24 protein-coding genes and 1 pseudogene are annotated in these 24,488 nt (G+C 62.0%); 12 read left to right on the plus strand and 13 right to left on the minus strand.

Going from position 1 to position 24,488, the window contains the following annotated elements:
- Window positions 1-47: 47 nt before the first annotated feature.
- Window positions 48-245: pseudogene (locus ACXJKO_RS10830) on the plus strand (transposase); the annotation flags it as partial.
- Window positions 246-321: 76 nt separating this feature from the next.
- Here ACXJKO_RS10830 and ACXJKO_RS10835 read toward each other — a convergent pair.
- Window positions 322-1,053 carry a DUF72 domain-containing protein gene (locus ACXJKO_RS10835; RefSeq protein ID WP_457091098.1) on the minus strand — a complete coding sequence of 244 codons (732 nt, stop codon included), beginning with the start codon at window positions 1,051-1,053 and terminating at the stop codon, window positions 322-324.
- Between the two features lie 55 nt (window positions 1,054-1,108).
- On the minus strand, window positions 1,109-1,297 hold the full coding sequence (locus tag ACXJKO_RS10840) for a DUF3606 domain-containing protein (RefSeq protein ID WP_457091099.1): 189 nt from the start codon (window positions 1,295-1,297) through the stop codon (window positions 1,109-1,111).
- 197 nt (window positions 1,298-1,494) lie between these two features.
- Between ACXJKO_RS10840 and ku the strand changes: the two genes are divergently transcribed.
- Window positions 1,495-2,379 (plus strand): non-homologous end joining protein Ku, encoded by an 885-nt coding sequence (gene ku, locus ACXJKO_RS10845; protein ID WP_457091100.1) that lies wholly within the window; start codon window positions 1,495-1,497, stop codon window positions 2,377-2,379.
- 34 nt (window positions 2,380-2,413) lie between these two features.
- Window positions 2,414-4,996, plus strand: a complete 2,583-nt coding sequence (gene ligD / locus ACXJKO_RS10850; protein WP_457091101.1) for a DNA ligase D — start codon at window positions 2,414-2,416, stop codon at window positions 4,994-4,996.
- 8 nt (window positions 4,997-5,004) lie between these two features.
- Here ligD and ACXJKO_RS10855 read toward each other — a convergent pair whose 3' ends face one another.
- The 4 genes from ACXJKO_RS10855 to ACXJKO_RS10870 all read right to left on the minus strand — a co-directional run bounded on the left by ACXJKO_RS10855 (window position 5,005) and on the right by ACXJKO_RS10870 (window position 9,046).
- On the minus strand, window positions 5,005-5,892 hold the full coding sequence (locus tag ACXJKO_RS10855) for an NAD(P)H-hydrate dehydratase (protein ID WP_457091102.1): 888 nt from the start codon (window positions 5,890-5,892) through the stop codon (window positions 5,005-5,007).
- Window positions 5,889-6,650, minus strand: a complete 762-nt coding sequence (locus ACXJKO_RS10860) for a histidine phosphatase family protein (protein ID WP_457091103.1) — start codon at window positions 6,648-6,650, stop codon at window positions 5,889-5,891. Before ACXJKO_RS10860 ends, ACXJKO_RS10855 begins: the two co-directional genes overlap by 4 nt.
- A 190-nt stretch (window positions 6,651-6,840) precedes the next feature.
- On the minus strand, window positions 6,841-8,343 hold the full coding sequence (locus ACXJKO_RS10865) for a Y-family DNA polymerase (RefSeq protein WP_457091104.1): 1,503 nt from the start codon (window positions 8,341-8,343) through the stop codon (window positions 6,841-6,843).
- On the minus strand, window positions 8,261-9,046 hold the full coding sequence (locus ACXJKO_RS10870; RefSeq protein WP_457091105.1) for an ImuA family protein: 786 nt from the start codon (window positions 9,044-9,046) through the stop codon (window positions 8,261-8,263). The genes ACXJKO_RS10865 and ACXJKO_RS10870 overlap by 83 nt, the downstream gene beginning before the upstream one ends.
- A gap of 325 nt (window positions 9,047-9,371) precedes the next feature.
- Between ACXJKO_RS10870 and ACXJKO_RS10875 the strand changes: the two genes are divergently transcribed.
- Entirely contained in the window at window positions 9,372-9,644 is a 273-nt protein-coding gene (locus tag ACXJKO_RS10875) for a hypothetical protein (RefSeq protein WP_457091106.1), read from the plus strand.
- A 69-nt stretch (window positions 9,645-9,713) separates the two neighbouring features.
- Here ACXJKO_RS10875 and ACXJKO_RS10880 read toward each other — a convergent pair whose 3' ends face one another.
- Window positions 9,714-10,154, minus strand: a complete 441-nt coding sequence (locus tag ACXJKO_RS10880; RefSeq protein WP_457091107.1) for a hypothetical protein — start codon at window positions 10,152-10,154, stop codon at window positions 9,714-9,716.
- A gap of 492 nt (window positions 10,155-10,646) precedes the next feature.
- Between ACXJKO_RS10880 and ACXJKO_RS10885 the strand changes: the two genes are divergently transcribed.
- Complete coding sequence (locus tag ACXJKO_RS10885; protein WP_457091108.1) at window positions 10,647-11,354, plus strand: hypothetical protein; 708 nt, start codon at window positions 10,647-10,649, stop codon at window positions 11,352-11,354.
- 210 nt (window positions 11,355-11,564) lie between these two features.
- Here ACXJKO_RS10885 and ACXJKO_RS10890 read toward each other — a convergent pair whose 3' ends face one another.
- From ACXJKO_RS10890 to ACXJKO_RS10910, 5 genes are all read right to left on the minus strand, one after another.
- Complete coding sequence (locus tag ACXJKO_RS10890; RefSeq protein WP_457091109.1) at window positions 11,565-12,185, minus strand: hypothetical protein; 621 nt, start codon at window positions 12,183-12,185, stop codon at window positions 11,565-11,567.
- A 163-nt stretch (window positions 12,186-12,348) separates the two neighbouring features.
- Window positions 12,349-13,209, minus strand: a complete 861-nt coding sequence (locus tag ACXJKO_RS10895; protein ID WP_457091110.1) for a hypothetical protein — start codon at window positions 13,207-13,209, stop codon at window positions 12,349-12,351.
- A gap of 1,225 nt (window positions 13,210-14,434) precedes the next feature.
- Window positions 14,435-14,755: a hypothetical protein gene (locus tag ACXJKO_RS10900; RefSeq protein WP_457091111.1), complete on the minus strand. Its 321-nt coding sequence runs from the start codon at window positions 14,753-14,755 to the stop codon at window positions 14,435-14,437.
- A gap of 8 nt (window positions 14,756-14,763) precedes the next feature.
- A complete protein-coding gene (locus tag ACXJKO_RS10905) occupies window positions 14,764-14,985 on the minus strand; it encodes a DUF4262 domain-containing protein (protein ID WP_457091146.1) in 222 nt (73 codons plus the stop codon).
- Between the two features lie 13 nt (window positions 14,986-14,998).
- A complete protein-coding gene (locus tag ACXJKO_RS10910) occupies window positions 14,999-15,244 on the minus strand; it encodes a DUF4262 domain-containing protein (RefSeq protein ID WP_457091112.1) in 246 nt (81 codons plus the stop codon).
- A gap of 350 nt (window positions 15,245-15,594) precedes the next feature.
- Between ACXJKO_RS10910 and ACXJKO_RS10915 the strand changes: the two genes are divergently transcribed.
- From ACXJKO_RS10915 to ACXJKO_RS10925, 3 genes are all read left to right on the plus strand, one after another.
- On the plus strand, window positions 15,595-16,215 hold the full coding sequence (locus tag ACXJKO_RS10915) for a DUF433 domain-containing protein (RefSeq protein ID WP_457091113.1): 621 nt from the start codon (window positions 15,595-15,597) through the stop codon (window positions 16,213-16,215).
- 80 nt (window positions 16,216-16,295) lie between these two features.
- The gene (locus ACXJKO_RS10920; protein ID WP_457091114.1) at window positions 16,296-16,643 is read left to right on the plus strand and encodes a PIN domain-containing protein; all 348 of its coding nucleotides are present in this window, start codon (window positions 16,296-16,298) and stop codon (window positions 16,641-16,643) included.
- A 90-nt stretch (window positions 16,644-16,733) separates the two neighbouring features.
- Window positions 16,734-17,534, plus strand: a complete 801-nt coding sequence (locus tag ACXJKO_RS10925; protein WP_457091115.1) for a restriction endonuclease — start codon at window positions 16,734-16,736, stop codon at window positions 17,532-17,534.
- Window positions 17,535-17,654: 120 nt separating this feature from the next.
- Here ACXJKO_RS10925 and ACXJKO_RS10930 read toward each other — a convergent pair whose 3' ends face one another.
- On the minus strand, window positions 17,655-19,589 hold the full coding sequence (locus ACXJKO_RS10930) for a hypothetical protein (RefSeq protein ID WP_457091116.1): 1,935 nt from the start codon (window positions 19,587-19,589) through the stop codon (window positions 17,655-17,657).
- 808 nt (window positions 19,590-20,397) lie between these two features.
- Here ACXJKO_RS10930 and ACXJKO_RS10935 point away from each other — a divergent pair.
- From ACXJKO_RS10935 to ACXJKO_RS10950, 4 genes are all read left to right on the plus strand, one after another.
- The gene (locus ACXJKO_RS10935) at window positions 20,398-20,712 is read left to right on the plus strand and encodes a hypothetical protein (protein WP_457091117.1); all 315 of its coding nucleotides are present in this window, start codon (window positions 20,398-20,400) and stop codon (window positions 20,710-20,712) included.
- A complete protein-coding gene (locus ACXJKO_RS10940) occupies window positions 20,670-22,271 on the plus strand; it encodes a DNA cytosine methyltransferase (RefSeq protein WP_457091118.1) in 1,602 nt (533 codons plus the stop codon). Before ACXJKO_RS10935 ends, ACXJKO_RS10940 begins: the two co-directional genes overlap by 43 nt.
- A gap of 184 nt (window positions 22,272-22,455) precedes the next feature.
- On the plus strand, window positions 22,456-22,884 hold the full coding sequence (locus tag ACXJKO_RS10945; RefSeq protein WP_457091119.1) for a hypothetical protein: 429 nt from the start codon (window positions 22,456-22,458) through the stop codon (window positions 22,882-22,884).
- A gap of 76 nt (window positions 22,885-22,960) precedes the next feature.
- Entirely contained in the window at window positions 22,961-24,427 is a 1,467-nt protein-coding gene (locus tag ACXJKO_RS10950) for a hypothetical protein (RefSeq protein ID WP_457091120.1), read from the plus strand.
- Window positions 24,428-24,488: the final 61 nt, after the last annotated feature.

The following is a 24,488-nucleotide window of genomic DNA, read 5'->3' on the forward strand; positions in this document are numbered from 1 at the left end:
AAAGGCCGCTCAGTGTCTGAGGCGAGTGTCTGAGGCGACGCGGAGCCTGGTTCCTGTTCCTGCCGGCTTATTCGCCCGATCTGAACCCGATCGAGCAAGCCTTTGCCAAGATCAAAGCGCATCTGCGCAAAGCCGAAGCCCGCACCTTGGACGCGCTCTGGCGCACCCTCGGTGAGATCTGCAACCTGTTCGAGCCACAAGAATGTTGGAACTACCTCAAGGCTGCTGGATATGCGTCCGATTAAACATCCGATGCTCTAGGCAGTCCGTCACAGAGCTGTCTGGATCGAAGGGGAGAGGCAGGCCTGTGAAACCTGCTCATCATCGAACGAGCACGGCGGTGGCGAGGGCGTTTGCCGTCGCGGCGAATTCCGCCGTGTTATCGAAGATGCACCACGTCCGTGTTCCCTTAGCCTGAAGCCCTTTTAGTTCTCCGGCGATCTGGGTGATGTCTTCGTCGGAGTAGGATGAATAGTACATCTTCGGCGAGCCATGCAGCCGATAGTACGCAAGTCCGCGCCAGCCGCCCGGCTGTTTCGCCTCCGGGTGTGGCTGAGGGTCGGCCGCGACCCGCGCGACCTGCCGCTCTGTCATGAAGGCGTCGACGTCGGCCGTAAACCACGTTGCGTGCCGGGGCTCACAGACGATATCGCCGCCAAAGGAATCGCGGATACTCCGGAAGAATGCTTCGGCTGCATCGGGGTCGAATTTCAAGCTGGGGGGAAGCTGGATGAGGACCGGGCCGAGCTTGCCACCCAAACCGGTGATTTCGCTCAGGAACCGCTGCAAGGGTTCCGCGACATTGCGGAGCCGACCTTCGTGGGTGATCGTCTTCGGCATCTTCACCGCGAAGCGGAAGTGGTCGGGAACATCATCCGCCCAGCGCTGATAGGTCGACAGGCGATGAGGCCGATAGAACGACGAGTTGATCTCGACGCCGTCAAACCGGGTCGCGTATCGCACCAGATGGCTACCCTCATTCGGGAAGGCATCCTGGTGTGCCTTTGGGATCGCCCAAGCGGCGGTCCCAATATAGATGCGGCGCTCACACACGTTCTACGTATTCCAGGCAGCGGGGTCGCACGAAAGGCGGAGATGCCACTAGCGGCTAGCCTCTCTTGAGCTTTCCTGCAGCAGCGTCGAGCTTCTCGCGGTTATTCCCGTGCTCTTTGATCAACGCCTCGGCCTGCGCGACGCTGATCCCGTGCTTCCTGGCAAAGTACTCGACCTCGTATTCTTCTCCGCCGGCCACCCGGGTGCGATCCGCACCGCCGCGATTGGCTTTATCATCAGACATTCTGCTACTCCTCTCGCTACAAGTTCAGTTCCAAAATGCGCCGAGGAGCGTAGCGGTTTCATGTGGTGTTAACCGCATCGGAGATGTCTGTGGAGAACTCGGAACGAGTCATTCCGGGGCGACGTTGCTGACTCGTGGGGGTGCCGCCAAGGTTACCGGCGCCCTCATATGGTAGCGTATCATTGGGAGTTCTACCCATGGCTGGGCGGACGGTCTGGAAAGGCCACATCAAGCTGTCTCTCGTGTCCTGCGCGGTCGGCCTCTACCCGTCGACGTCCTCGGGCGGCAAGATCCGGTTCAACACCCTCAACCGCAAGACCGGCAATCGCGTGAAGCGCCAATTCATCGACAGCGAGACCGAGGAGGTGGTCGAGAGCGAGGAGCAAGTGAAGGGCTACCTTGTCGGCAAGGGCAGTTACATTCAGGTCGAGGACGAGGAGCTCGACGCCCTGAAGGTGGAAAGCACCCACACCATCGACATCGAGAGTTTCGTGCCGCGCGAGGAGGTCGACGAGCGCTTCCTCGATACGGCGTACTACATCGCACCGACCGATAAGGTGTCGAACGAGGCCTTCTGCGTCATTCGCGATGCTATTCGCGACAAAGGCATGGCTGGCATTGCCCGCATTGTGCTGGCACGGCGGGAGCGCATGATCCTGCTGGAGCCCCTCGATGAGGGCCTTGTCGGCACGACGCTTCATGCCGCCGATGAGGTGCGAGACGAGGACAAGGTCTTCGACGAGATCAGCGAGGTGAAGTATCCGAAGGAGATGAAGGACCTTGCCGCCCACATCATTGAGAGTAAGGCGGCACACTTCGATCCGAAGCAATTCGATGACCGCTACGAAGAGGCTGTTGCCGAACTTTTGAAGGCGAAGCAAACCGGGAAGTCGGTCAAGAACGACGAAGAGCAGCCAAAGTCTTCGAACGTCGTCAACCTCATGGACGCGCTTAAGCGCAGCGTGTCGGCCGAGAAGGCTGGTTCCAAGGACAACAAAACCGCTCCGCCGAAGAAGGCTGCGGCGAAGTCCAAGCCCACTAGAAAGCCTGTCGCGAAGGCGAAGGCACGCAAGGCTGGTTGAACCACCGACGAGTTGTGTTGCGTAGGAGAATGCCATGGTCGCCGGATCGTCGGAGATGAAACCCCGGACCGCTCGGTCCCGCGCCAAGCCCGCCACTAAGCCAAAATCTTCCGAATCTCTCGCCGCCTACCAGACGAAGCGAGATTTCTCGGTTACGAACGAGCCGAAGGCGAAACGCGGCCAGGCGCAGGGTGACCGCTTCGTGATCCAGAAGCATGACGCCCGCCGTCTGCATTATGACCTGCGGCTGGAGCTTGATGGTGTGCTCAAGAGTTGGGCAGTCACTCGCGGCCCCAGCCTGGTTCCCGGAGAGAAGCGCCTCTCCGTCCACACCGAGGACCACCCGCTACAGTACATCGACTTCGAGGGCGTCATTCCGGCGGGCCAGTACGGCGGCGGGACCATGATCGTCTGGGATCAGGGCCGCTGGATCCCCGAAGGCGACCCGCACGCCGATTATGCCCGCGGCCGCCTGACTTTCATCCTCAAGGGCGAGCGCCTCAAGGGCAAGTGGCACCTCGTCCGGACGCGCGGCAAGCCGGGTCAGAAGAACGAGCAATGGCTGTTGCTCAAGTTCGACGACGAGGCTACCCGTGCTGTCGGCGACCCCGACATTTTGGAGGAGGAAACGACTTCGCTGAAGTCGGGTCTGACGATCGAGGAGCTCTCCACCAAGGGCGATGTCCGCGTCGATCATGCCACACGCGAAAAGGTGGCGAAGTCCCGACCGGACAAGTCGCGACGGCCCACGAGAGTGGAGGGCGCGAAGAAGGGCATCCTGCCCACCTTCGTCGAGCCGGCCCTGGCGAAACTGGTTGAGAGAGCTCCGAGAGGAAGCGAGTGGCTGCACGAGATCAAGCTCGATGGCTACCGCATGCAAGCCCGAATCGATGGCGGCGAGGTGCAACTCCTGACCCGGAAGGGCCTCGACTGGACGGCGAAGTTCAAGCCAATCGCCAAGGCCTTGAAGGACCTGAAGATCCCGTCGGCGCTGCTCGACGGCGAGATCGTTGTCGAGGACGAGGCTGGCGTCTCAAGCTTCTCGGCGCTTCAGCAGGAGCTGAAGGGCAAAGGCGAGCGCTTCGTCTACTACGTCTTCGATCTGCTCTACCTGGACGGCAAGGATCTCAGGAAGGCGGCCCTGGCGGATCGAAAGGCGGCCTTGCGCCTCCTGTTCGATGACCTCCCCCAGGGCGGACCGATCCGCTTCAGCGACCATATCGAGGAAGATGGCGCCACTCTCGTCAGGCATGCCTGCCGCATGGGCCTGGAAGGCATCATCTCGAAGCGCGCCGATCAGCCCTACCGGTCGGGCCGGGGCAACGGCTGGGTCAAGTCGAAGTGCACTCAGCGCCAGGAACTGGTGATCGCCGGTTACCTGCCCTCCAGCACGAGCAAGAAGGCTGTGGGCTCGCTGGTCATGGGTGTCTATGACGCCGGGAAGCTGCTCCATGCCGGGCGCGTCGGGACCGGCTTCACCGCGGAGACGGCGGCCTCGCTCTACAAGACACTCGCGCCGATCGAGGTTGCCGCGTCGTCCTTTGCAGACAAGATCCCTGCGATGGCCAGCCGTGGCGTAAAGTGGGTCAAGCCGGAACTGGTCGCGGAGGTCGAGTTCCGGGGGTGGACCCATGACCGCATGGTCCGGCAGGGCTCCTTCCAGGGCCTGCGCGAGGACAAGGATCCGCGCGAGGTGGTCCGGGAGACCGCCGTCGAAACTCCGTCCGACGAGACCCCAAATGCTGCGATCCTCGAGGGAGCTCGGCTCACCCATCCCGATCGGGTTCTTTGGGAGGATGTGGGCATCACAAAGCTCGGTCTCGCCGAGTTCTATACGGAGATCGCGGACCAGATCCTGCCGCATATCGTGAACCGGCCGCTGTCGCTTCTGCGCTGTCCGGGCGGGTCGCAGAAGGAGTGCTTTTTCCAGAAACATGCTTGGGCCGGCCTCGATAACGACTTGGTGCAGCGGGTCACCGTGGGCGACGACGAGGCCGTCGCGATCCAGGACCTCACGGGCCTTCTCGCCCTGGTTCAGGCTGGCGTGCTCGAGATCCATCCATGGGGCTCGACGCTGACGAAGCCGGAGCGGCCCGACCGCCTGGTCTTTGATCTCGATCCAGGGGAGGGTGTCGGATGGGACGCCGTTGTCCAGGGAGCCGTCGACGTGCGCGAGCACTTGCGGGGGCGCGGCCTTGAGAGCTTCGTCAAGACGTCCGGAGGCAAAGGCCTGCATGTCGTGGTTCCGATCCGCCCGACGGTGTCCTGGGACGAGGCCAAGACGTTCGCGGCCGGTGTGGCGGCTGCCATGACGAAGGCTAGCCCAGCCCTGTATACCGACACGATGGCCAAGCGTGCCCGGACAGGCCGAATCTTCATCGACTATCTGCGCAATGGGAGGGGTGCAACTGCGGTGGCTGCCTTCTCGACGCGAGCGCGGTCGGGCGCACCCGTTTCCACACCAGTGTCATGGGACGAACTGCCATCCATTCGCAGTGGCAATCAGTATCGGGTCGGTAATCTGGCGGCCCGGCTGCCGAATCTCAGCAGCGATCCTTGGCCGGACTTCGAAGCGGTCGGCCAAGTGGTTCCGGCTTCAAAGAGGCGCAAGCCGTGACCGTGTGGTCAGGTCTCACGAAACGTCGCCATGATCGCAGGGATTTCGGCGAGGAGCTCCCGCGCGAGGAAGCCAAGCGGACCACGGGTCTGGGCCAAGCGGTTGCCGGCCTCGCCATGAAGGAAGACGCCCCACTGTGCCGCCTCGAGCGGACTTACGCCGCGAGCCAGCAGGCCTGCGACGATGCCCGCCAGCGTGTCTCCGGATCCGGATGTCGCCAAGCCGACATTGCCGTCGCTGTAGGTCCATGTGGCCCCGTCAGGCGTGGCGATGTAGGTGCATGGTCCCTTGAGGGCCACCACACAGTGGAGCAGGCTCGCTGCTTGGCCAGCAATCTCAGCTGGGTTGCTCAGGACGTCATGCTTGTCGACGCCGAGCAGATTGGCCATCTCACCGGCATGAGGAGTGATCACCAAGCGTCCCTTGTGGCGCGCCAGAATGGCTGCAATCTCCTTCAACTGACCCAGCGCCCCAGCATCCAGGACGAAGGCCGATCCTGGATCACAGTCCAAGAGATCTGCGGTGAGGGCGGAGACAGCGTCTTCGTCGACCATCCCAGGGCCGATGAGAACTGCATCGCAACGCGCGATCCGCTCGTGCAGCAGGACAGCGGCGCTTGGGTCGATCTCACCCGAGGGTGTCTCCGGCAGGCCAAGGACCAGCGCCTCCGGCACAGCGATGCCGAGGTGGGTTGCGATGCTCTTGCAGGTCGCGATCTGAAGCTTCCCGGCTCCGGCGCGCAACGCAGCAGTCGCTGCGAGCAGGGCCGCCCCCGGAACCGATGCGCTCCCTGCGATGACAAGGACACGTCCGCGCTGGTCTTTATCCCCGTCCTCAGAGGGCTGCGGGAGAGGTATTCGGCTGAGGAATTCGGAGGTGATTGCGCTGTTGCTCATCGTACCGCGACTTTGGCGTCGGGCTCCGTTGTCACGGGCGCGCCAGCCTCTTCAAGGGGCGCGACGAAGTTGTAGTGATGCAACATCAGTTGTCCATGCTCGCCGATGCCGGGGTCGAGGCGATATTCAGTCACGGAGCAGTTCGCCACGTCGCCCTGGGCATCAATCTCCAGGATCTTCTGCTCCGTCATGTTCTCCAGAAGATAGCGTAGGCACAGGACGACCACTTGGTGACCTACGATCAACACGCGGCAGCCGCTATGGTGCAAGGAGATCGTGTCGAGCGCACTTCTGAGGCGCAAGATGACGTCGCACCAGCTCTCGCCGCCAGGAGGCCGGTGATAGAACTTGCCCAGTAGCCGGCGGAACTCGGCTTGGTCGGGATGAAGCTCCTCAATGCCCGAGCGGGTAAGGCGGTCGAGGACACCGAACTCCTTCTCACGCAGACGCTCGTCGACGACGAACGTATGGCGCTCGACACAGACGCCTCCCTCAGCCTCGATGATCTCGGCGGTGTGTTGCGCACGGAGATAGGGGGAAGTCAGAACGACGTTGGGGCGTTCATCTGGAGGCAGGGCGGCAAACCAGCGTCCTAGGGCACTCGATTGCTCTTCCCCGAGCGGGCTCAATGGAACGTCGACGTCCCTGTGGGCGATGTCGATGCGGGACAAACCGGCCGCATGGGCGGCATCGCGTGCGACATTGCCGGCGCTCTCACCATGACGGACGATCCAGAGGCGCTCAGGCCAGCGTTGCATCTGTCAGCATCCTCGCGTCCGGCAGTGTCAGATGAGGAACTGAACGTGAGGCTTGGCCATAGGTTCCGGCCACTCGCGGGCGTATTGATAGTGTTCGGGAAGGACGAGCAGCTGACCAACCGGCGAAACCGGGCGTGAGGGGAACCGCTAGAGCTGAAATGCCTCGTGACCTGAAGCTCGGCGTAGTCTGTCATGCGAACAGCCCGTGCAGCCACCAGCGTCCACCTTCGGCCGCGGGCGCGTCACGGAAGACCCAGAAGCGGCCGCCGCGGTCGGTCTCGATGCGGTAGTAGTCCCGGGACGGCCCGTCCGGATCGCCGGCCCACCACTCCGGCGCGATGCGCTCCGGACCGTCCGCATGCGTGACCTTGTGCCGGACCCTGCGCCAGGTGATCTGCGCCGGCGGATGGTCCGGCAGGAGCGCCGTCGCGACCACGGGCTCGGGCGGGTCGAGCAGCCGCGTCGGCCGGGGCAGGTTGTCCGGCCAGGCGGCGTCGGTCACCGGCGCGAGAGCCGGCACCTTCCGCGCCATGCGCTCCGGCACGAGCGTCTGCACCGGCTCGAGGCGGTACACGCGATGCGCCCCGACCTTCGCGCTGAGCCGGTCGACGAGGCGGCTCATGTCGACGTCGGGCGCGGACACGCCAGCGATGCCGCGCGCCTCCGTCTGCGTCTCGGACAGCGGCTCCGTCTTGCTGGCGACGAGCACCATCTCCTCGATCCCGAAGCCCGGGTCGACGGTCTCAAGCCGCTCGTCGAAGAGCTTCGCCAGGTGCGGCGCGTCCCGCGTGGGCTTGGCGGTGCCGACCCTCAGGTTGGCCCCCTTCTGGTCGACGCGGCGCAGGATCAGGTCGAGCCGGCGCACGCCCTGGCCGCGTTTCACGAGCTGCTTGCAGAGGTCTTCGGCGAGGCGGCGCACCACGTCCTTCAGCGCCTCGAGCTTGCCGATCGGCTCCGCGAAGGCGAGGGTGGCGAGCGGCGTCTCCTCCGGGATCAGCGGGTTGATCGGCTCGAAGGCGTGGCCCATCGCTTGGTCGAGCCGCAATGCCACGTCCTTACCGAAGCGGCGCACCATCGGCGCGCGCGGCATCGCGGCGAGTTGCCCGACACGCTCCACTCCGAGCTTCTGCATGACGGCAACGATGGACGGGGCGATGCGCAGCGCGGCGACGGGCAGGACTGCCACGGCCTCGATGGAACGGCCAACCGGGATAACGCCCCCGCCGCGGAATCGCGCCATGGCCCACGCCGCGCCGGGCGCGTCGGCGACGGCTGCCCGGGCAGCGACGCCCTGGCCGTTCAGGCGGCCGAGCAGGTGCTCGAGGAGCTTCTCTTCGCTGCCATGGAGATGCGCGCAGCCGGCGATGTCGATCCAGACCCCGTCGGGCGGGTCGGGTGCAACCACCGGCGAGTAGCCGATCGCCCAGCGCGCCAGCTCGCGCAGGGCCGCCTCGTCCTCGTCGGGCGTGGCGTCCCAGACGTGGAGCCCAGGGACCATCGCCTGCGCCTGGGCGACGGCCATGCCGGCGTGAAGGCCGAGCCGCTGCGCGGCCGGACAGGCGGCCGCGATCGTGCGGCGCGATCCTGCGGTCTGCACGGTCACGAGCGGGTCATCGCGCGATGGCTCGCCGTATCGGCGTCTGATCCGGTCGACGGGCCAGTGAGGCAGGTACAGCGAGACGACCCTTCGCATCGCAGGCCTCCAGGATCCAGGAACGGGTTTCGCCGCCGCGGCAGCGCACAAGGTCGACCTGCCACTGGGCGCGGCCGAGGCCCGGGGCAGGGACGGGCTCGGACGGGGAGGGCGCGATGCGCCATCGGGTGACGGCCGCTGAGGGAAGGGCAGCCAGATCCTTCTCGGCGACGGTCCACCAGCGCCGGAGCAGAAGCGCGGTGACACCCGACGCTTCTGCGGCGAGCTGCAAGCGGCGCGAGGCGATGAGGTTGAGGCGCGTGACCTCGCCTACGACGGCCACCAGACCGCGCTCGCGCAAGCCCTCCTCGACGAGAGGCAGCACATCACGGTCACGGCTAGCCTCGGCATAGATGACGCGACCCGGCGCGAGGCCTGCCAGGGCAAGGCCTGGGGCGAAGAGATCGCGCCGGGTCAGGCACCACAGGACAGATCCTTTGAGCCGCGCGGCAATCCCGGCGGTGAAAAGGGTCGCGGAGCCGGCGAACTCGGCGGCGGGTCCTGCCTCGACGACCTCGTGCAGCGCCCCGCGCGCCAAGCCGCCGCCCGGCAGGTGATCGTCGACGGCGGCGATGCCGAAGGGCAATGGCACGCGCGTCCGCGCGCTGCCCTCGAGGCGCTCAATCTGCCGGCGCAACTCCGCGACCGTCGCAGAGGTGACGGGCGGGAGGGCAGAGAAGGCTGGGCGAGGCGGTGGCGACATCGGGTCCCGGTGCGCCAAAGTGAACAAACCAAGAACATGAGCAACGCAGCGCGGTCAATGCGAGTTGCTCACGCAACCCTGTGGATATCGGGGAGGAGCACTCTTGCGATGAGGGCAGGGCTGGTGCGCGGCCGTTTAGTCCCGCAGCTCAGGATCGATCACTCCCTACGGCCTGCTGTGATCCGCACGCACAGAATTCGATGATGGTGCGTCACGTCGGATCTCCTTGAACTGGCTGCAGAATTCCCGGGGACGCCATTGCCGGGATCCTTGACGCCATTCCAAGGCGAGCTCATGAACTCGATCCAACTTGTGGAGGTCCCTCATGACAATGCACCCGAATGCCTTTGCCGGAATGCTGGCTTATGGGATGACCGACATGCTCATAAGTGCCGGGCGTGCGGTGACCGAGACCCAGCAGGCGCGCATCCAGGACGCCTGGGCGACGGCACTGGCGTCTGCGCGTGGGGATGCTCATCAGATGTCCCAAATTGCAGTCGCCGCCATCGACCGTGTCGGAGAACTCGAGGAAGAGGTTGCACGCCTGCGCCGGGCGCTCAGGCAGCGGACGGACGCTCTGAAGACGGTCGCGCGATAAACCAGAGCCCGAAAGGCAGAAGGCCCAGACTGCGCTGGGCCTTCTGACGCAACGAGGACGAATCCCGCCTTAATGCATCGGAACTCTTCCGTGGATGCCCTTCGCTTTTGCAATCCGGGCAAAAAGCTCATCTGCATCAAGCCTCCTCACGACAGGTTCTGGTGACACCGGCTGGTCAGGGTCTGGAGGCTCGATGCCGACGATGCCGGATCGTTTGCCAGCGGCAACGAGGCCGCATTTCACTGGGCCGGCTGCGGCGAGCCGTTTCAGGTCAGTTTCCTTGCGCGTTAGGAGCCAGACCCTCACATGATCTGGCAGTGGATCAAGATCCATCTCCAGACGCTCGTCCTCCGATGCGGCTGCATAGGCGTGGATGGTCTCGCCAACCGGATCGGACCGGCGCATCATCTGGTCTTGCACGTCGATCTTCCGGCGCCGCTCGGCCAAAGTGTCGAGTGCATCCTTGACGGCATCCGCACTCTCCGAAGTCGGTTCCGGGGCAGGGGGCATTTGCCCACCTCCAAAAAAGCTACCGATAAAGGCACCCGGTATTGAGGCTGTCGCTCGAGCTGTGTCGACAATCCATCGCCCGGATGTGGCACACCAACGCCACGTGAACGACGCTGCCTGAGCGACAGCTCGGAAGATTGCGGCAAGAATGGCTGCGAGTCTCATATGGCTCTCCTTCCCTGTTCTGCGGAAAGGATGCCTTCAAGCATTGCATGCAGCAAATCCGGTCGGCGAAGGCGCTTGCCACGAGCCGAGGATCAGAGCGCATCGATTTGATCGTGACGACCGGTGTCGGCAATCCTTGCCGTCGCTTTCTCAAGCTTGGTCGTTGACTGTCGGAAGCGGATTCTGTAAACAGCGCGACCTTACTCAAGGAATTCATGTCCATTCACCCTCTTATGTCGACGATGCACACGGCCGTCCCTCAGGGGACCGCGCTGCGCATATGTGGCGCGCTGACCGCCACGCATCGTCCAACAGAAGGGAGACACCATGGACAACCTCATCGCGGCGAACTTCGCCACTTCCGCTCGTGCGCCTGATTTCCAAGCCAGCGATCCGACGATCCACCCCTACGGCTTCAGTCCCAGCGCGATGAACGATCCTGTCGTTCACAAGAGCTTTAGTACCGTGACGCTGGCGCATCTTCTGTACAGGCAGGCTGTCCGCTCGCTTGACTTGAAGCTGAAGATCAACTCCTGCATTCTGGCGTCTCAGGCTGTCGCCGGAATCCTGCACGCGCTTGAGGTCAGGGATGCGAAGCCGTTCCGGTGCGGCCTTGAAATCTCCTACCGAGGGCGCCGTACGAGCATCGGATACCCTTCCGTGCCGAGCCTGCCGGGCATGATCAACGCCCATGTCGTCGTCCACTTCGGCAACATTCTGTTCGATCCCACGCTGGAGCAGCTCCAGAGTCCGTGGCACGATGTTGGCCGTTTCGCTGCACTTACCATGCTGAAGCCTCGGCATAGGCGCGAGGCAATCCTGGATGGGGGCATTTTCAAGGCGCGTTGCTATGCGCTCGGTGAAACGAAGGGCGGGTGTCGCGTCGCGTACTTCGAGTTGCCTCCGTCTGTAGAAAGGGACACCTGTGGCTGGAGCCAAACGCCCGATGCCGATCCGAAGGCCTGGAAGCCTATCGTGCGGGAGGCGTTCAGGATTCTGGAGCATAAGCGGCTTGCTCTTCAGCGTGCCACCTGAGTTTGGCAAGGCAAGCCGCACATTGCTGCATCTCCGTTGTGTTTGGGCGACGGTGCAACCGTGCGGCTTGCCGAGCCGATGAGGCCCCGTGTGAGTCTGATAGGCTGGAAATGCGATCGCGGTGGTAAGTGAGACCTGAAGGCTGCGGATGATCGGTCATCTTCGCATACTTCAGGAGCCCTCAAGATGCCTGCTCCGCCACAACATCCATCACTCTACAGCCACAGGCTCAGATGATCTCTTGGTGAGGCTATACCTCTGTCTGGCGCTGTCCAGCTCCTGTTTCCAAGCCTCGATTTCCTCGTCTAAAACCGTGGAGATCGAGACAACGAGTGAACTCCGGATCTCGTCCCGGCCGGAGCCTCGCCATTCGGCCTCTGAGATGCTTGCATCGACCGCGTCTTGAGCGGCGCCTGAGAGCATGTCCCAGATCAAGTAGCAGCGATAGCGTTCCGGAATGGAGCTAGTTCCCTCGACCTCCTGCCTGATCGTCAGGATCTCGTCCACAACATCCTCCGTGAGCGAATCCTTGTCGCAGGGATTCAACAGCCAGTCCGGGCGCCGACGTTTGAGTACGTCCATCCAGACACCCCATGGGAAACCGACGGAGACTTTGACTTCAAGACTATGGATATCAAACTCGAACTCCGGGACGGCCGAGTACCTGTCACCATGACCAAGTGGCTGAACGAAGGGGTCACAGCTCGTGACACACTCCAGGAATTCATCCACTCGCTCCTCGACGAGCTTTCCCGTTTCTGTGTCCTCAAACAGGGCAATACACTCGGTGAGGCCTTGAAGACCCCATTGAGGATTTGGCTCCAGCTCCATGACGTTCTCCTTGTGATCCCACAGCCGAGTGTCGACTGTTGCAGCAAATGCTTGATACAAAGGGTTCCCCGGAACTGACCTGCCTGCAAGGGATTTCATTTCGGGTGGACGGTGATGGGATAAGCGCAAATCTCATCCTAAACCCAATGTGCCCCAGCCTAGGCTATGCAGTGCCAGAGGCGACATTGACGAAGCTTCGGATGTATACGCCCCACCGCTCGACCAGGTGGGCGTCCTCGCGGTCGAACGCCATGCACTCGGGGACACGAAAAGCATGGTAGACGCGATCACCTGTCGTGCTGTGGGATGTCGGCTCCAGGATATACCTGAGCGCCATGAATGCTGAGAGATCGTCGATTGCATGCCGTACGTCAGCGCCTTGGGCACAAACAGTGTTTGAGCTCTGCTCAATCAGTACGACGCTTTCCCAGTCGTAGGATCTGATCTTATGATCCATGCGCTCACGGTATTCCTGGGTAAGTTTGTTATGGAGACGCACAAGTTCGTCGCGAATCTCGGCGCGTTCCGGTGACATCATGATGTCCGCAGAAGCCTTCATACCGATTTCCTCACGTGCTTGGAACGAGAGCGCATTCCAAAGCACATCCAGCAGATCGTATTTGGGGACGCCACCGGTTGCTCTGAGAGCTTCCATGATGATGTCCACCTCGACGGCGGTGCTGCGCTCAAGCGTGCGGCGGTTCTGCGGCTTCGACAGCCACTGAGGACAGACGCCTTCAAGATTGTCGTTCCATTGCTCCCAGAGATCGTCCTCAAGCATCGCGTCGAAGCCAATCGCATCGTGGTCCCTGTACATCGGCCTGAGGATCCTGCTTTGAGCGTGCTGGTAAATCTCAGTCTCTTCACCTGTGAATGCATCGAGCCACTTGTCGATGAAAGCAGCGATGTCGATCCGGTCAGCCTCTTCGAGAGTGTCGAGTTGGACCGAGAATTCGAATCCAATTGGTCCTACACGTCGCACCATTACTCCCCCTGAACTGTTAAGCAGCGCGTCACAGTTCAAAGGGTTCCCTGGGCTGATCGAGGAGACAAGGGACCAYGGACGCCTCTATCAACGTACGGCGCCCGTTGTTGCATTTTGATCACTTTAGGCAGACCGCTGAATCAGGAATTTCGAGTTTTGAAACGTCTCATCAAAGGTATGAAACGGTTTCGCATAATTTATTTCGCTTTTTTACAGGTTGCCTGCACGTCAGAATGGACTGCATGCAACGTATCGCGAACTGCCTCCACATTTGAACGGAACGGCTTGGTGACCATAGGACTGTGTTTTGGGCTGCTGGGCGCCCGAGGTCACGAATTTTAGAAAGGTGCGGTAGGTCGGGGCTTGAGAACATCACCCTGTGAGTCCTCCGTGAACGACGGAGTAATGCGGGGAGAAGCCTCCAGCGCATCACAAGCTGTTTGGCTCGTCCGAACCCGGAAGAGGAGGAATCAATGCAAGGTGCAGCCGGCGCTTGACCCTGCGACGACTGAATCCTTGCTGTTCCAGATCGTTGATTGCTCTCTCAACAATGCTTTTGAGGAATGTCCTCACGAATTCGTCGTATAGCTCATCTCCTGACCGGTGGCCTCGTCTCACATTGAAGATGGCAGTGCGAACGGCCCTGAAGACCGCGCGCTGCACATCATCCGACTCTGGATGGCGCTCCACTTTGAGCCGTTCCCTGTAACGGCGCTGTCGCTCGCGATGGGCCGCCCTGTCGGCCTCTGTTGAAGTGCTTCCTTCCGATCGCCTCGCCATTCGCCTGCTTCCTCCCCATCACTCGGTGAGTATCAGGCAGGCACTAGCAAGGAACACCGGCGAGTAAGCCGAGGACGCCATGCAGGCAAAGAAGGGACACCGTTGAGGCCTTCCGCAAGGCTCCCGTGAGAGAGTAGGAGCGAGGGTTTCCTCTATTCCGGAGCTGCCTCTCGCACTCGTGGTCTCGTTGGGCCGGTTGAATTCTGCGGAGAAGGCACGCTTCCTTCATCTATAGGATTCCTGCGCCCTGACTTGAGCAGCGGTTCGGCCACGGTTTGGAGCTTGGGTTGGCGTGTCAGGCTCTCGGGTGTTGGCCTCCGTGCCTGAGCTGACAATGATCGTCTCGCAGCGCGGGGAGAGTGCATCAATCACTCTCTGGGTGCAGCGAGAAGGATCCCACATGGGCCGGCTTGCTGCCTTGGACCCTTCCCATGACGTGCGGCGGCGTACCTCCAACCATGGCGACACTGGGAGGGAAAGAGCCTTAAAGCACAGCATGAGCCCTCCCGTCGGCGCCGAGTACGACGAAGTGGGCTTCATGCACGGGATCGAAGCCCGGACGGATCGTGAACGTCGACGCCAGGAAAGGATTGTAGCCGATCTCGACCAGCTCACCGTCGGCGCTGTCGCAGGGCGATCCCTCGACCCACGCATGCACGTTGCGCTGCCCCTGGCGGACGGCACGGCACCTGCCGCTCTCGCGAACCCGCAGGATGCACGATTTCAGGACCACACGCTGCTCGTGAGCCACGATGCGGCCGCCTCTGCGGATACTCCAGCAGGCCCGCATGACATTTCTGTACACTTGCAGCCTCACTGGCGGGCAGGGGGATCGCCAACGGTCTTGAGCAAGGACGTCTGGATCCGGGCATAAGTCAGGTCACATCCGACGTCCCAAGGGAACAGTCCGCCCGCGTCGGGGAGGAAGAGCTGCACACCATCGAACCCGGACCCGAGGATCGCCCGGCCCGCGTTCGAGTGCTCGTCAACGGACGCACGCGCGAGAGGGCGGAAGGCGACGGGGAAGGCGTCGATTACCTCCTTGAGGTTACACCGGCGTGTCGAGGCGGGCGCCGCCCTTCAGGCGCCGGCCGACGATGTTCAGGAGTTGGCGGGCGAGCTCAGGATCGAAACCCACCATGAAGATTTCGGGATGGCTGTATCCTTTGGAGAGGCCAACCGTGTACGCGTACGAGGCCTGCTGCGCGTCGGGCAGGACGCCTTGCACCATCCAGCCGTGCTGCCCGACGATCTTGCGACCGCGTTTGATGTAGTCATCCAATCGCGCTGCCATGCCCTGTCCTCGCGGGTCCAGATGCCCGGGGGATGTATGCCCCGGGTGAAGGACTCGCGGAGCCCATCCGAAAGTCCAGGAGCGGGATGCCCTCCCTTATCCCGGTGCCGAGCAAACCCCTCGCAGACGATGCCATGCGGGTCCTTATTGCCTCGGCAAGGTCGAGCATGTGGCCATGACACCGGCTTCCAGCAGGCTCTGCCGCCCACCCGTAGCCGCTCTGCGGCAGAGTTGGCGATGCCATGCCGGGCTGAGACAGGGCTTGTGGTGCCCGAACATGTTCAACCGAGCACTAGGCTTGACGTGTGGCCAATTCAGCCCCAATATTAGGGTTGAGTTAGCAGGTCATCATGGCTGAAGCTGTCGCATACACTGCCGCCGAAGCCGCCTTTGTGCTGCGGGAGCCGGTCAGGGCCGTCAAGAAGGCACTGGACGACGGTCCTGTGCAGGCTAGGCTCGTATCCAAGCCAGGTGGGCCCGTGCGTACCATCGAATGGTCCGACCTCCTCTACCTTTATGCGGTCCGCGTGCTTCGGGATGAGCTCACGCCCAAGGGCCGGAACGAATTCTACCATGCCCTGAAAGGCGTTCAGGTCGATCGAGCCCGGGAAGTGAGGTTCGGCCGCCTTTCCGTGGCGATCGACGATCTCAAGGCCGAGGTGGAAGCTCGGTCGCGGGAGCTTCGCGAGCTTGCGGACAGGGTGGAGTTTCGCGGCGACGGCGAGCCCGTCCTGAAGAACACGTCGGTTGAGGTCCATCGCATCGCAGCGTTACTTTCGGGCGGGTTGTCAGTCGACGAAGTTCGCGAGGACTATCCCTCGCTCAGTGCCCAGGACATTGAGACGGCTCGGGCATATGCCGAGGCGCACCCCAAGACGGGACGGCCCTATCTTCGCACGACAGCCAAGCGCGCGCTCAAAGGTGCCGGTCTCGAATCCTTGGACGAGGCGCTCGGAGACGAGCAAGCGTGAAGTACCTGCTCGACACCAACGTCTTCCGGGAAGTTGGAAAGACAGATCCGCATTAGAACGTACAGGCATGGCTTGGGCACGTGGACGACGCCGATCTCGCGATCAGCACTCTGACCATCCGTGAGGTGACGAAGGGAATCGAGAGGCTCCGGGCGAAAAAGCCGGCTATCGTAGCCGCGATTGAGGCCCGGGTGGATGAGGCTTACCAGGCGTTCGGTGACCGGGTCCTGCCTGTCAGTCAGGAGATCGCAAAGCTCTGGGGTGAGATGCTGGCAAGTAGCGAGAAGCACGTCGACGATACGGGGCTTGCTGCGACGGCACGCGTGCACGACCTCGTGCTGGTGACCCGCAACCTCGACCATGTGAAAGGCCGTGGGGCAGCGACGCTCGATCCTTTCAAAGCCAAGCCGAAGATCAATCGGCCCTAACAAGACGAGGACCTCGCCATCAGCTCGCTCCGTTCCATCGATCTCAAACTGATCGACGACCTCGTCGATTTTATCCGAGGGCGAGGGTACGTGCTCGACTTCTCGGACGCGACCTTCGCCGACTTCTTCGGCAGCGAACTGGACGTCGACATCGACGATCCAATCTACTCAGGGCATGGCGGATCGAAGGGAAGGCGCCTCCGCTGCTTCCTGCAAAAGGTCGATGACCCGACAGCGGTCCGCACGCTTCACGCGCTTTGGGAGCACCGGGCTAAGTTCCTTGCCAGCACCCAGCAGCCCGATCCCGTCCCCAACGCCGAGGGACACTTCCTGTCGTTGATTTCGAGGCTACAGGGCGGATCCGGCGACCACTCCGCGCAACCACCCCGACCAGCGACTGATCGGCGGCTACTCGCGACGCTAAAGGCCGAATTGCTCCAGGTTCGCGATCTCCCGCCACATCAGCGGGGCTACGCCTTTGAAGCCTTCCTGAAGCACGCTTTCAACGCCGCTAGCCTCGCCGCTCCCGAACCGTTTCGCAACATCGGCGAACAGATCGATGGCAGCTTTCTTCTGGGCGGCGAAGTTTACCTCTTCGAGGCCAAATGGCAGGCCGCGTTGACGCCGGCCGCCGATCTCCACGTCTTTCACGGCAAGCTCGACCAGAAGGCGGCTTGGACGCGCGGCCTCTTCGTCAGCTTCAACGGCTTCACTCCCGATGGGCTCGCCACTTTCGGGACGGGCAAGCGGATCATCTGCATGGATGGCCGTGACATCCACGAGACGCTCGAGCGCGAGATCCCGTTGAAGAGCGTACTCGAGCGGAAGATCCGGCGGGCGGCCGAAACTGGACGCATCCACGTGCCCGTCCAAGAGTTGTTCAGCGTCTAGGTTGTGGGGGCCTGATCGTGGTGCTGGAGGCAAGGACATCCGTTTGCGCCCACAGGCGGCAGTCTGAAGCCCGTTATAGCGAACACCATGAGGCCACGAGCTGCTCCGTCTCAATCCTGCTCAGGATGCCCATCGGCTTTCACGTCTCCGACGGCTTCTTTCCACCTTTACCCGGTATTCGGCGGCGGCCTGCCTCTCCGCTTGCAGGATGAAGGCCGGGGGAAGCCAGCGGTTGACGACTGGAAGATGTGGCAGGATCGAGGTGAGTGCGGATGCCTCCTGCGCGACTATCTGGGCCACCCCAGAGCCACTGACGGGTGAGTGGATGTCCGGCTCCTGTTTGGCCGCTGTGTGGCCCTCTGTGGACATTCCTGGAGCCATGCCCGCTCTGACCGGGTTGAGCGCTTCTGCGGTCGGAGCCGTGCTCAGATCCCCCTTGAGATCATCTTGTATAGGCGTTGCTTCGTTCGTCGTGGTCTCCAGTCCTTGGCGGGCCTGTCTCAATATCGGTTCTTGAGTCCTGATGACATCCACCTGCGTGTCATCCTCTTCCCCGGTTGCCGCTGAACTCCACCCGTGCTCGAGTCCGTCCACATCCTCGGGACCGTATAAGGCGTCCATCTCGACCGATGCCCAGTAGCATTCGTCCGCAAAGGACTCGTCTGCGTCGTCCTTAGAGTCATATTCTGAACCGGCGGAGCAGGCGGGGAGGGAGGGAGAGGCGGGGACAGGGGAGGCAGGAACGGACGGGACAGAGTGGGTTGGTAGGGTCTGTGGTCCCTTTTGGCCGGATGTCCCTGCGCGGAAACGGGATTTCCTGACAATCGGGACGTGCTTGTCAAAGGCTTCCTTCATGACCATTACGAGCGTATCCCGATCCTCCTCCCGGACGATGAAGGAATCGAACACGGGCAGGACAATGATCCCGCGCTTGAGCGTCATATCGGCAAGGACAGACTTCGCAATCTCACTGTCGAAAAACTGAAGCCGCGTTCCAATGCCGGAGTGAAAGAACCGCGCAATCCTTGGGTGAGCGGCCTTGATCGCCCAGATCAGGTCGGCTGCGTCCGTGCGGGAGACGTCCAGCTTCTTAGAGATCGCGAGCAGGGCGCTCATGTGGGTCGGGGCGTTCACCAGGATGTTCCATGCCGTCTTGCACAGGGTGTCCCGGTGCTTCTCGTAGCCCGGGATCGTGTAGGCATCCCGGTCGCCCAGCTCCTCACCGGCCATGATGTAGAGCAGCCGGGGATGGATCTGGCTGTAGTCCTCCTCGTGGACCCGGCTGCCGTTGATCAGGAGGCCTTTCCGGTGCTCCTTCCCGACGGCTTGCCACCAGCCCCCATACATTCTTCCGCCCAGCGTCCAGCCCCCGTTGAAAACCCGGTAGAGGCTGATCATTGAGATGTTCACGGCATAGCCGGCCTTCCTGTCGTTGCGGGCAGGAAAGTGGAACAGCATGCCCGCTTTCACCATACCGGCGACGTCGAGATCGATCTGGGCAGACCCGATCACCCGGTTGATCTCATCGAGAAAGGCTTTCTCGCGGCGCACCCGCTCGGTCTCGCGAAAATCGATGAGGTTGCCTTTGGAGTCCTTCAGGCGGATGGACTCAGCTTTGCGGCGGACGATTTCCGGCAACGCGAGATCAAACAGGCAGTCCCCCGGGCGGAAACTCGACTGGTACCGGATCGGCTCGCCCTCTTTGCGCGGCTTGAAGCTGCCGCCTTTAGCCTTGAAATGATCGGCGAGGATTCCGAGTTCAACGAGCATGTCGACCGCAGCCACGACATAGGCATAGGAGTAGTCGTGCCCCATGTACCGTCTTGCAGCAGCGTAAAAAGTCTTGCGGCGGGAATAAGAGATGCGCTGGCATTCCTCTTTCGAAGGGGCGGCCGCAGCGGCGATCATCGCGTCGGCGACAATCGAGGCCACCACGCGCTCCATGCGTTCGGGTAGGCCCTCGGGAAGCAGAGGAACCAGCTCGCGCAAGGTCGAGTATGCGACGTTCCAGTGACAGCTCAGGGGCTTGTCGCGCCCATCATCCATGTGTTTCATCGCGCCCCCACCATTCTGCTGATCCCTGAACGGCAGGTCGCTGTGGGCCCGCTCATAGATGAGGGTGTCCCGGGACTAAATCGGCGACAAGGGCCTGATCGTGGAACGCGAGAAGAGGATGCCTGGTGGAGCCCGTTAACGTTGGGCGACGTGATCGACCACCTTACTGACGAAACCGACGCCGTTGGTCTGGCGCCTTCTGTTGGGTATTCCGCCCGTTAATTCGACGTGACCGCCTCACGCTCTGAATCATTCGTCTCGAGCTTTGAAATAGAAGCCCGCAATTTGAGATGTGTTTTCGGGAACGCATTGTGAGGCACCGCAAAGTATAACAAGGCTCTCGAGCCATTCCCGCATACGGATCCGTTCCCTACGGCAAGCGCCGAGGCGACGTCGATGTAGCAGTACAATTGCGGGAATCGGTGGACCATCGAGGCGCATGCCTAGCCTGTTGATGCGATCAATTGACGTGGCCTCTGGCAATGATGGCGAGAGCGATCGCGATGCCCATCGTGTCAACACCCTGTCTTGACGTACGTCATCATCATCGCTCTGCATCGTGCGAACAGCGTTCGCCGATGATCCCAAGAAAAAATCTGTGAACCGAAATCAAGTTAAGACGCAAGCGCCTCGCTACGAAGAATCAGGGGCTTACGGGTATTTTCCGTTTGACAGACGCCATCAAATGTCATAAAAAAATCAATGATATCAGATAGATAGTAGAACATAGCCCTTGCTTTCGCTGCGGATGTGCATGACCATTGCACATGTCGGGCTGATGAGAGGCCCCGGCAGTTAGGAGGGGCACATGAACAGGAAGCAGGAGTTCCAAGGGCTCTACAAGCGGCTTGGATTACCCGCGGTGGAGGTCGCATCGCTAATCGGACGGTCGCTCAACACGACCCGTCAGTACGTCTCGAACCATGCCAGCAGTCGCGTCCCGCCCGAGGACGTTCTTGTCACCATGCGTGAGGCGTGGACATGCAAGGCTCAATCGGACCTCGACGGCATCATCCATGACCTTCAGATGGCAGGCATCCGGATCGACTGGGCCTCGCTCGAGGAGGTCGACACATCTAGATGCCGTCGGATCGGGCCGAAGTTCCTGGGAGTCGTGTCGTGAGGTTCGGTTCTCTCTTTTCGGGGATCGAGGCGGCCAGCGCTGCATGGGAGCCGCTGGGCTGGGACACGGCCTTCGTAGCTGAAGTCGACCCCTTCGCATGTGCCCACCTCGCGCACAGATTTCCGACCGTGCCGAACCTCGGAGACGTGTCGGCGCACGATTTCGTCGAGCGGGCACGAGCGTGCGGCCCGATTGAGGTCCTTGTCGGCGGCAGCCCTTGTCAGGCATTCAGCTTCGCGGGCAAGCGCCAATCCCTGTCGGATGACAGGGGTAACCTCATGCTCAGATTTACGGAGATTGCAGATGAGCTCGACCCCGACTTCGTGTGCTGGGAAAACGTCCCGGGAGTCCTCAGCACAAAAGACAACGCATTCGGATGTCTCCTGGCAGCGCTTGCCGGAGAGTCGAGCGGTCCGCTGGTCAGCTCAGGGTCCAAATGGCCGAACGCAGGTCACGTTGCTGGACCACGGCGAACAGTTGCATGGCGCGTTCTCGACGCTCAACATTGCGGACTGGCACAACGACGCAAGCGCGTGTTCGTTGTCGCGTGTGCTCGAGCCCGAGACGCTGGCGACGTATTGTTTGAGTACGAAGGCGAAAGAAGGGATTCTCCGCCGCGCCCAAAGAAGAGGCAAGCGGTTGCCGACACTCCTCGCGCAAGCGCTTTCGGAGTCATCGACCACGCCAGCTACGGCGACGAATTACCAACCCTGAGAGCATCTGGAGGAGATTGCGGTGGCGGATCGGAGGCACTGATCGTCCAGGCGGCTGCCTTCTCGGCGGGCAACTCCGAAAAGGCCCGGAGCATCGGTTTCGCTGATGAGGTGACGCCGACGCTTCGGGCAAGCACTTCCGGAACGAACATGACTCCTTCCGTTGTGTACGGCATTGTCGACTCCGAGACCGTATCCGAAGGAACCGTACCGACTCTGACAGCCAGGACCGAGGGCGGCGGTAATATGAACGCCGCCGCGTACCCCGAAGTCGTGGGCACCTTGTGCGCGAGTGGAGCCGGATTGTCGCGTACGGCAGGCCAATGCAACGAACTCGATTTCGTTGTTGCACAAGCTGTCTCTGGTATCCGCTGGATTGTTCGGCGCCTGACGCCGCTCGAATCCGAGCGGCGTCAGGGCTTCCCTGATGGATGGACCGCAATCCCTTTCCGGAAACGTGGGATCGCAGCCGATACCCTGAGGTACAAGGCCTTGGGGAATTCCATGGCCGTTCCCGTAATGCAGTGGCTCGGCCGGCGCATTGCCGCACTCGTTGCTTCCGGGAAGATGACTTCGCCCGAACTCTACCCGGATCGCCAAGCTGCGGTGCCGAAGCGACAGGTCGCCGAACCCGAGCAGCCGAAGGACAACCTGGCCACATGGACTTTGGAGGAGGCCGATCCATCGCAGCTGACGCTCATCCGCCCTCCTGATCGGCGTGCTCCAAGCCCACAGTCCCGACTAGGAGATGCATCGTTTGATCGGGGAGGGGTGACATCCGTTGGGATTCACAACACCGCCCTCCGGGTCACGGAGCAGAGTGGAGGCAGGGTCCTGCTCTGCTGAGCTCCCCATGGATTCGACCGATCCGTTTGGGCCAAACAACCGATAGCCCGTTGGGCGAGCCCGTTGCGCCGTTTGGCTCAAGCATGGGAACCCGTCTCAACCAAAACTTCCAGGACTTCTGGCGGAGATGCCCAGAGGCATCCGAACGCTTGAACTGATTTTAGCCAACCAAGGGAATTACCGCATGAGCAAGAGACTGAACGTTCTTGTTTCTGATGAAGCCGCACTGAAAACGGCGATTGAATCGATCCGGGGCCGCGCCACGACATGGAGCCATTCCGCTTCCGGGATACGCAACATCGCCGCACGGGCCGAGGCGCGTCTTGAGACCGTTGGCATTCCGCAGACCAATAGGATTGGGATCGAAGCCGTGCAGACGAGCGAGGGGCCGTCAGCAAACAGCTACAGCTACGGCGTGAAGGGAAGCAAGATCACCCTCAAGCGGTCGAAGGACGGCTGGCGGCTCGTCAGCTACGACATGGTCGGCGTCTACCCGAAGCAGGGTGGCAAGCTGGACCTGGTGTTTCAGCAGAAGCATCACGACGCCATGTTGGCGGCGCTCCTGCGCACCAACCGGATCACCGTGAAGACCGAGCGGAAGGAGGCCGCGTGATCCTGGTTTCCCTGCATCGCGGCGCGTCCTTCGCGCTGAATAGCTACCTCAACGATATTGAAACTGGAGAAACTGCATGACCGCGTGGTTTGATGTTAGCAAGGATGGACTCTCGAAACTGGTTGCACGGCGTGGGAGCCATTGGATCCTCGCCGAATTGCTCCAGAATGCCTGGGATGCTCCCGGAGTGACCCGAGTGGAGGTCAGCGTATCTGCGGCGGGCCGCGGGCTTACGGAGGTTATCGTCGAGGACGACAGCCCGGTCGGGTTCTCGAACCTCACGCACGCATTCACTCTGTTCGCCGAGTCTGGGAAGAAGGGCGACCCGTCCCTACGCGGCCGCTTCAATCTCGGCGAGAAGCTCGTCCTCTCCCTCTGCGACGAGGCGGAGATCTTCACCACCACGGGCACCATCTATTTCGGTCCCGAGGGACGCCGCAACAGCCGCATCAGGCGTGCGCAGGGAACCGCCTTCCGTGGGGTGATGCGGTTGAACAAGCTCCAGGCCGAGGACGTCGTCAGAGCAGCGCGCCGCTTTATCCCCCCGCACGGCATCCGCACGCTCGTGAACGGCATCGAGCTGGAGCACCTGGTTCCGGTCCGGACCTTCGATTGCGTCCTGCCGACCGAGATCGCGGACGAGGAGGGCGTGCTTAAGCGGACGAGGCGCAAGGTTACGGTCGGCCTGTACCAGCCGCCTGAGGGCATGACGGGAACCGTTTACGAGATGGGCATTCCCGTTAACGGGACCGGGGACCAGTTCGATGTGGACGTGGGCCAGAAGGTGCCGCAGAGCTTCGAGCGGGACGCGCTCCTGCCGTCCTTCCTGCGCGACCTCCGCGTCGCGGTCCTCAACAGCGCAAGCGAACTCCTCGAGGAGAGGGAGCTGGCCTCCGACTGGGTCGCACAGGCGATTGGGACGGACGGGGCGGCCCCTGAGGCGGTCAGCAGCGTCATCACCCGCCGCTTCGGCGAGAAGGTTGTCACCTTCGACGTGAACGACAGGGAAGCCAACGACCGTGCCGTCGCCCAAGGATACGTCGTGCTCCATAGCAGCACGTTCAACAAGAAGCAGTGGAACAACGTGAAGGCGACCGGCATCGTGAAGCCGGCCGGGCAGGTCACCCCGACGCCGAAGCCGTTCAGCTCCGAGGGCAAGCCGGCGGAGTTCGTAGAGGCGACTCTTGCCATGAAGCATTTCGAGGGCTTCGTGCGGGCCTTCTGCAAGGCGGCCGCAGACGTAGACGTGAGCGTCTCCTACCTGAAGTCGTTCAACGCGACCGCCGCTTACGGCGCCCGGAACATGAGCTTCAACGTCACCCATCTCGGCAAGACATGGTTCGAGGGGCCGTTGCGCCAAGAGCAGGTGGACCTTGTCATCCATGAGCTCGGCCACGAGTTCGAGTCAAACCACCTGTCGACAAAGTACAACGATGCACTTACGAGGCTGGGAGCCAAGGCGGTCATGCTCGCGCTCGAGAACCCCGGACTCTTCGACCTCTCGCGCTACGGCGCGCGCCAGAACATGAAGGTCCCCACCTAGGGTCTTAGCTGGACACTGGCCTTTTGAGGGCGCACAAGGAATCAGATGTGGCTCCAGAGCG

Source organism: Microvirga sp. P5_D2 (assembly GCF_054049475.1).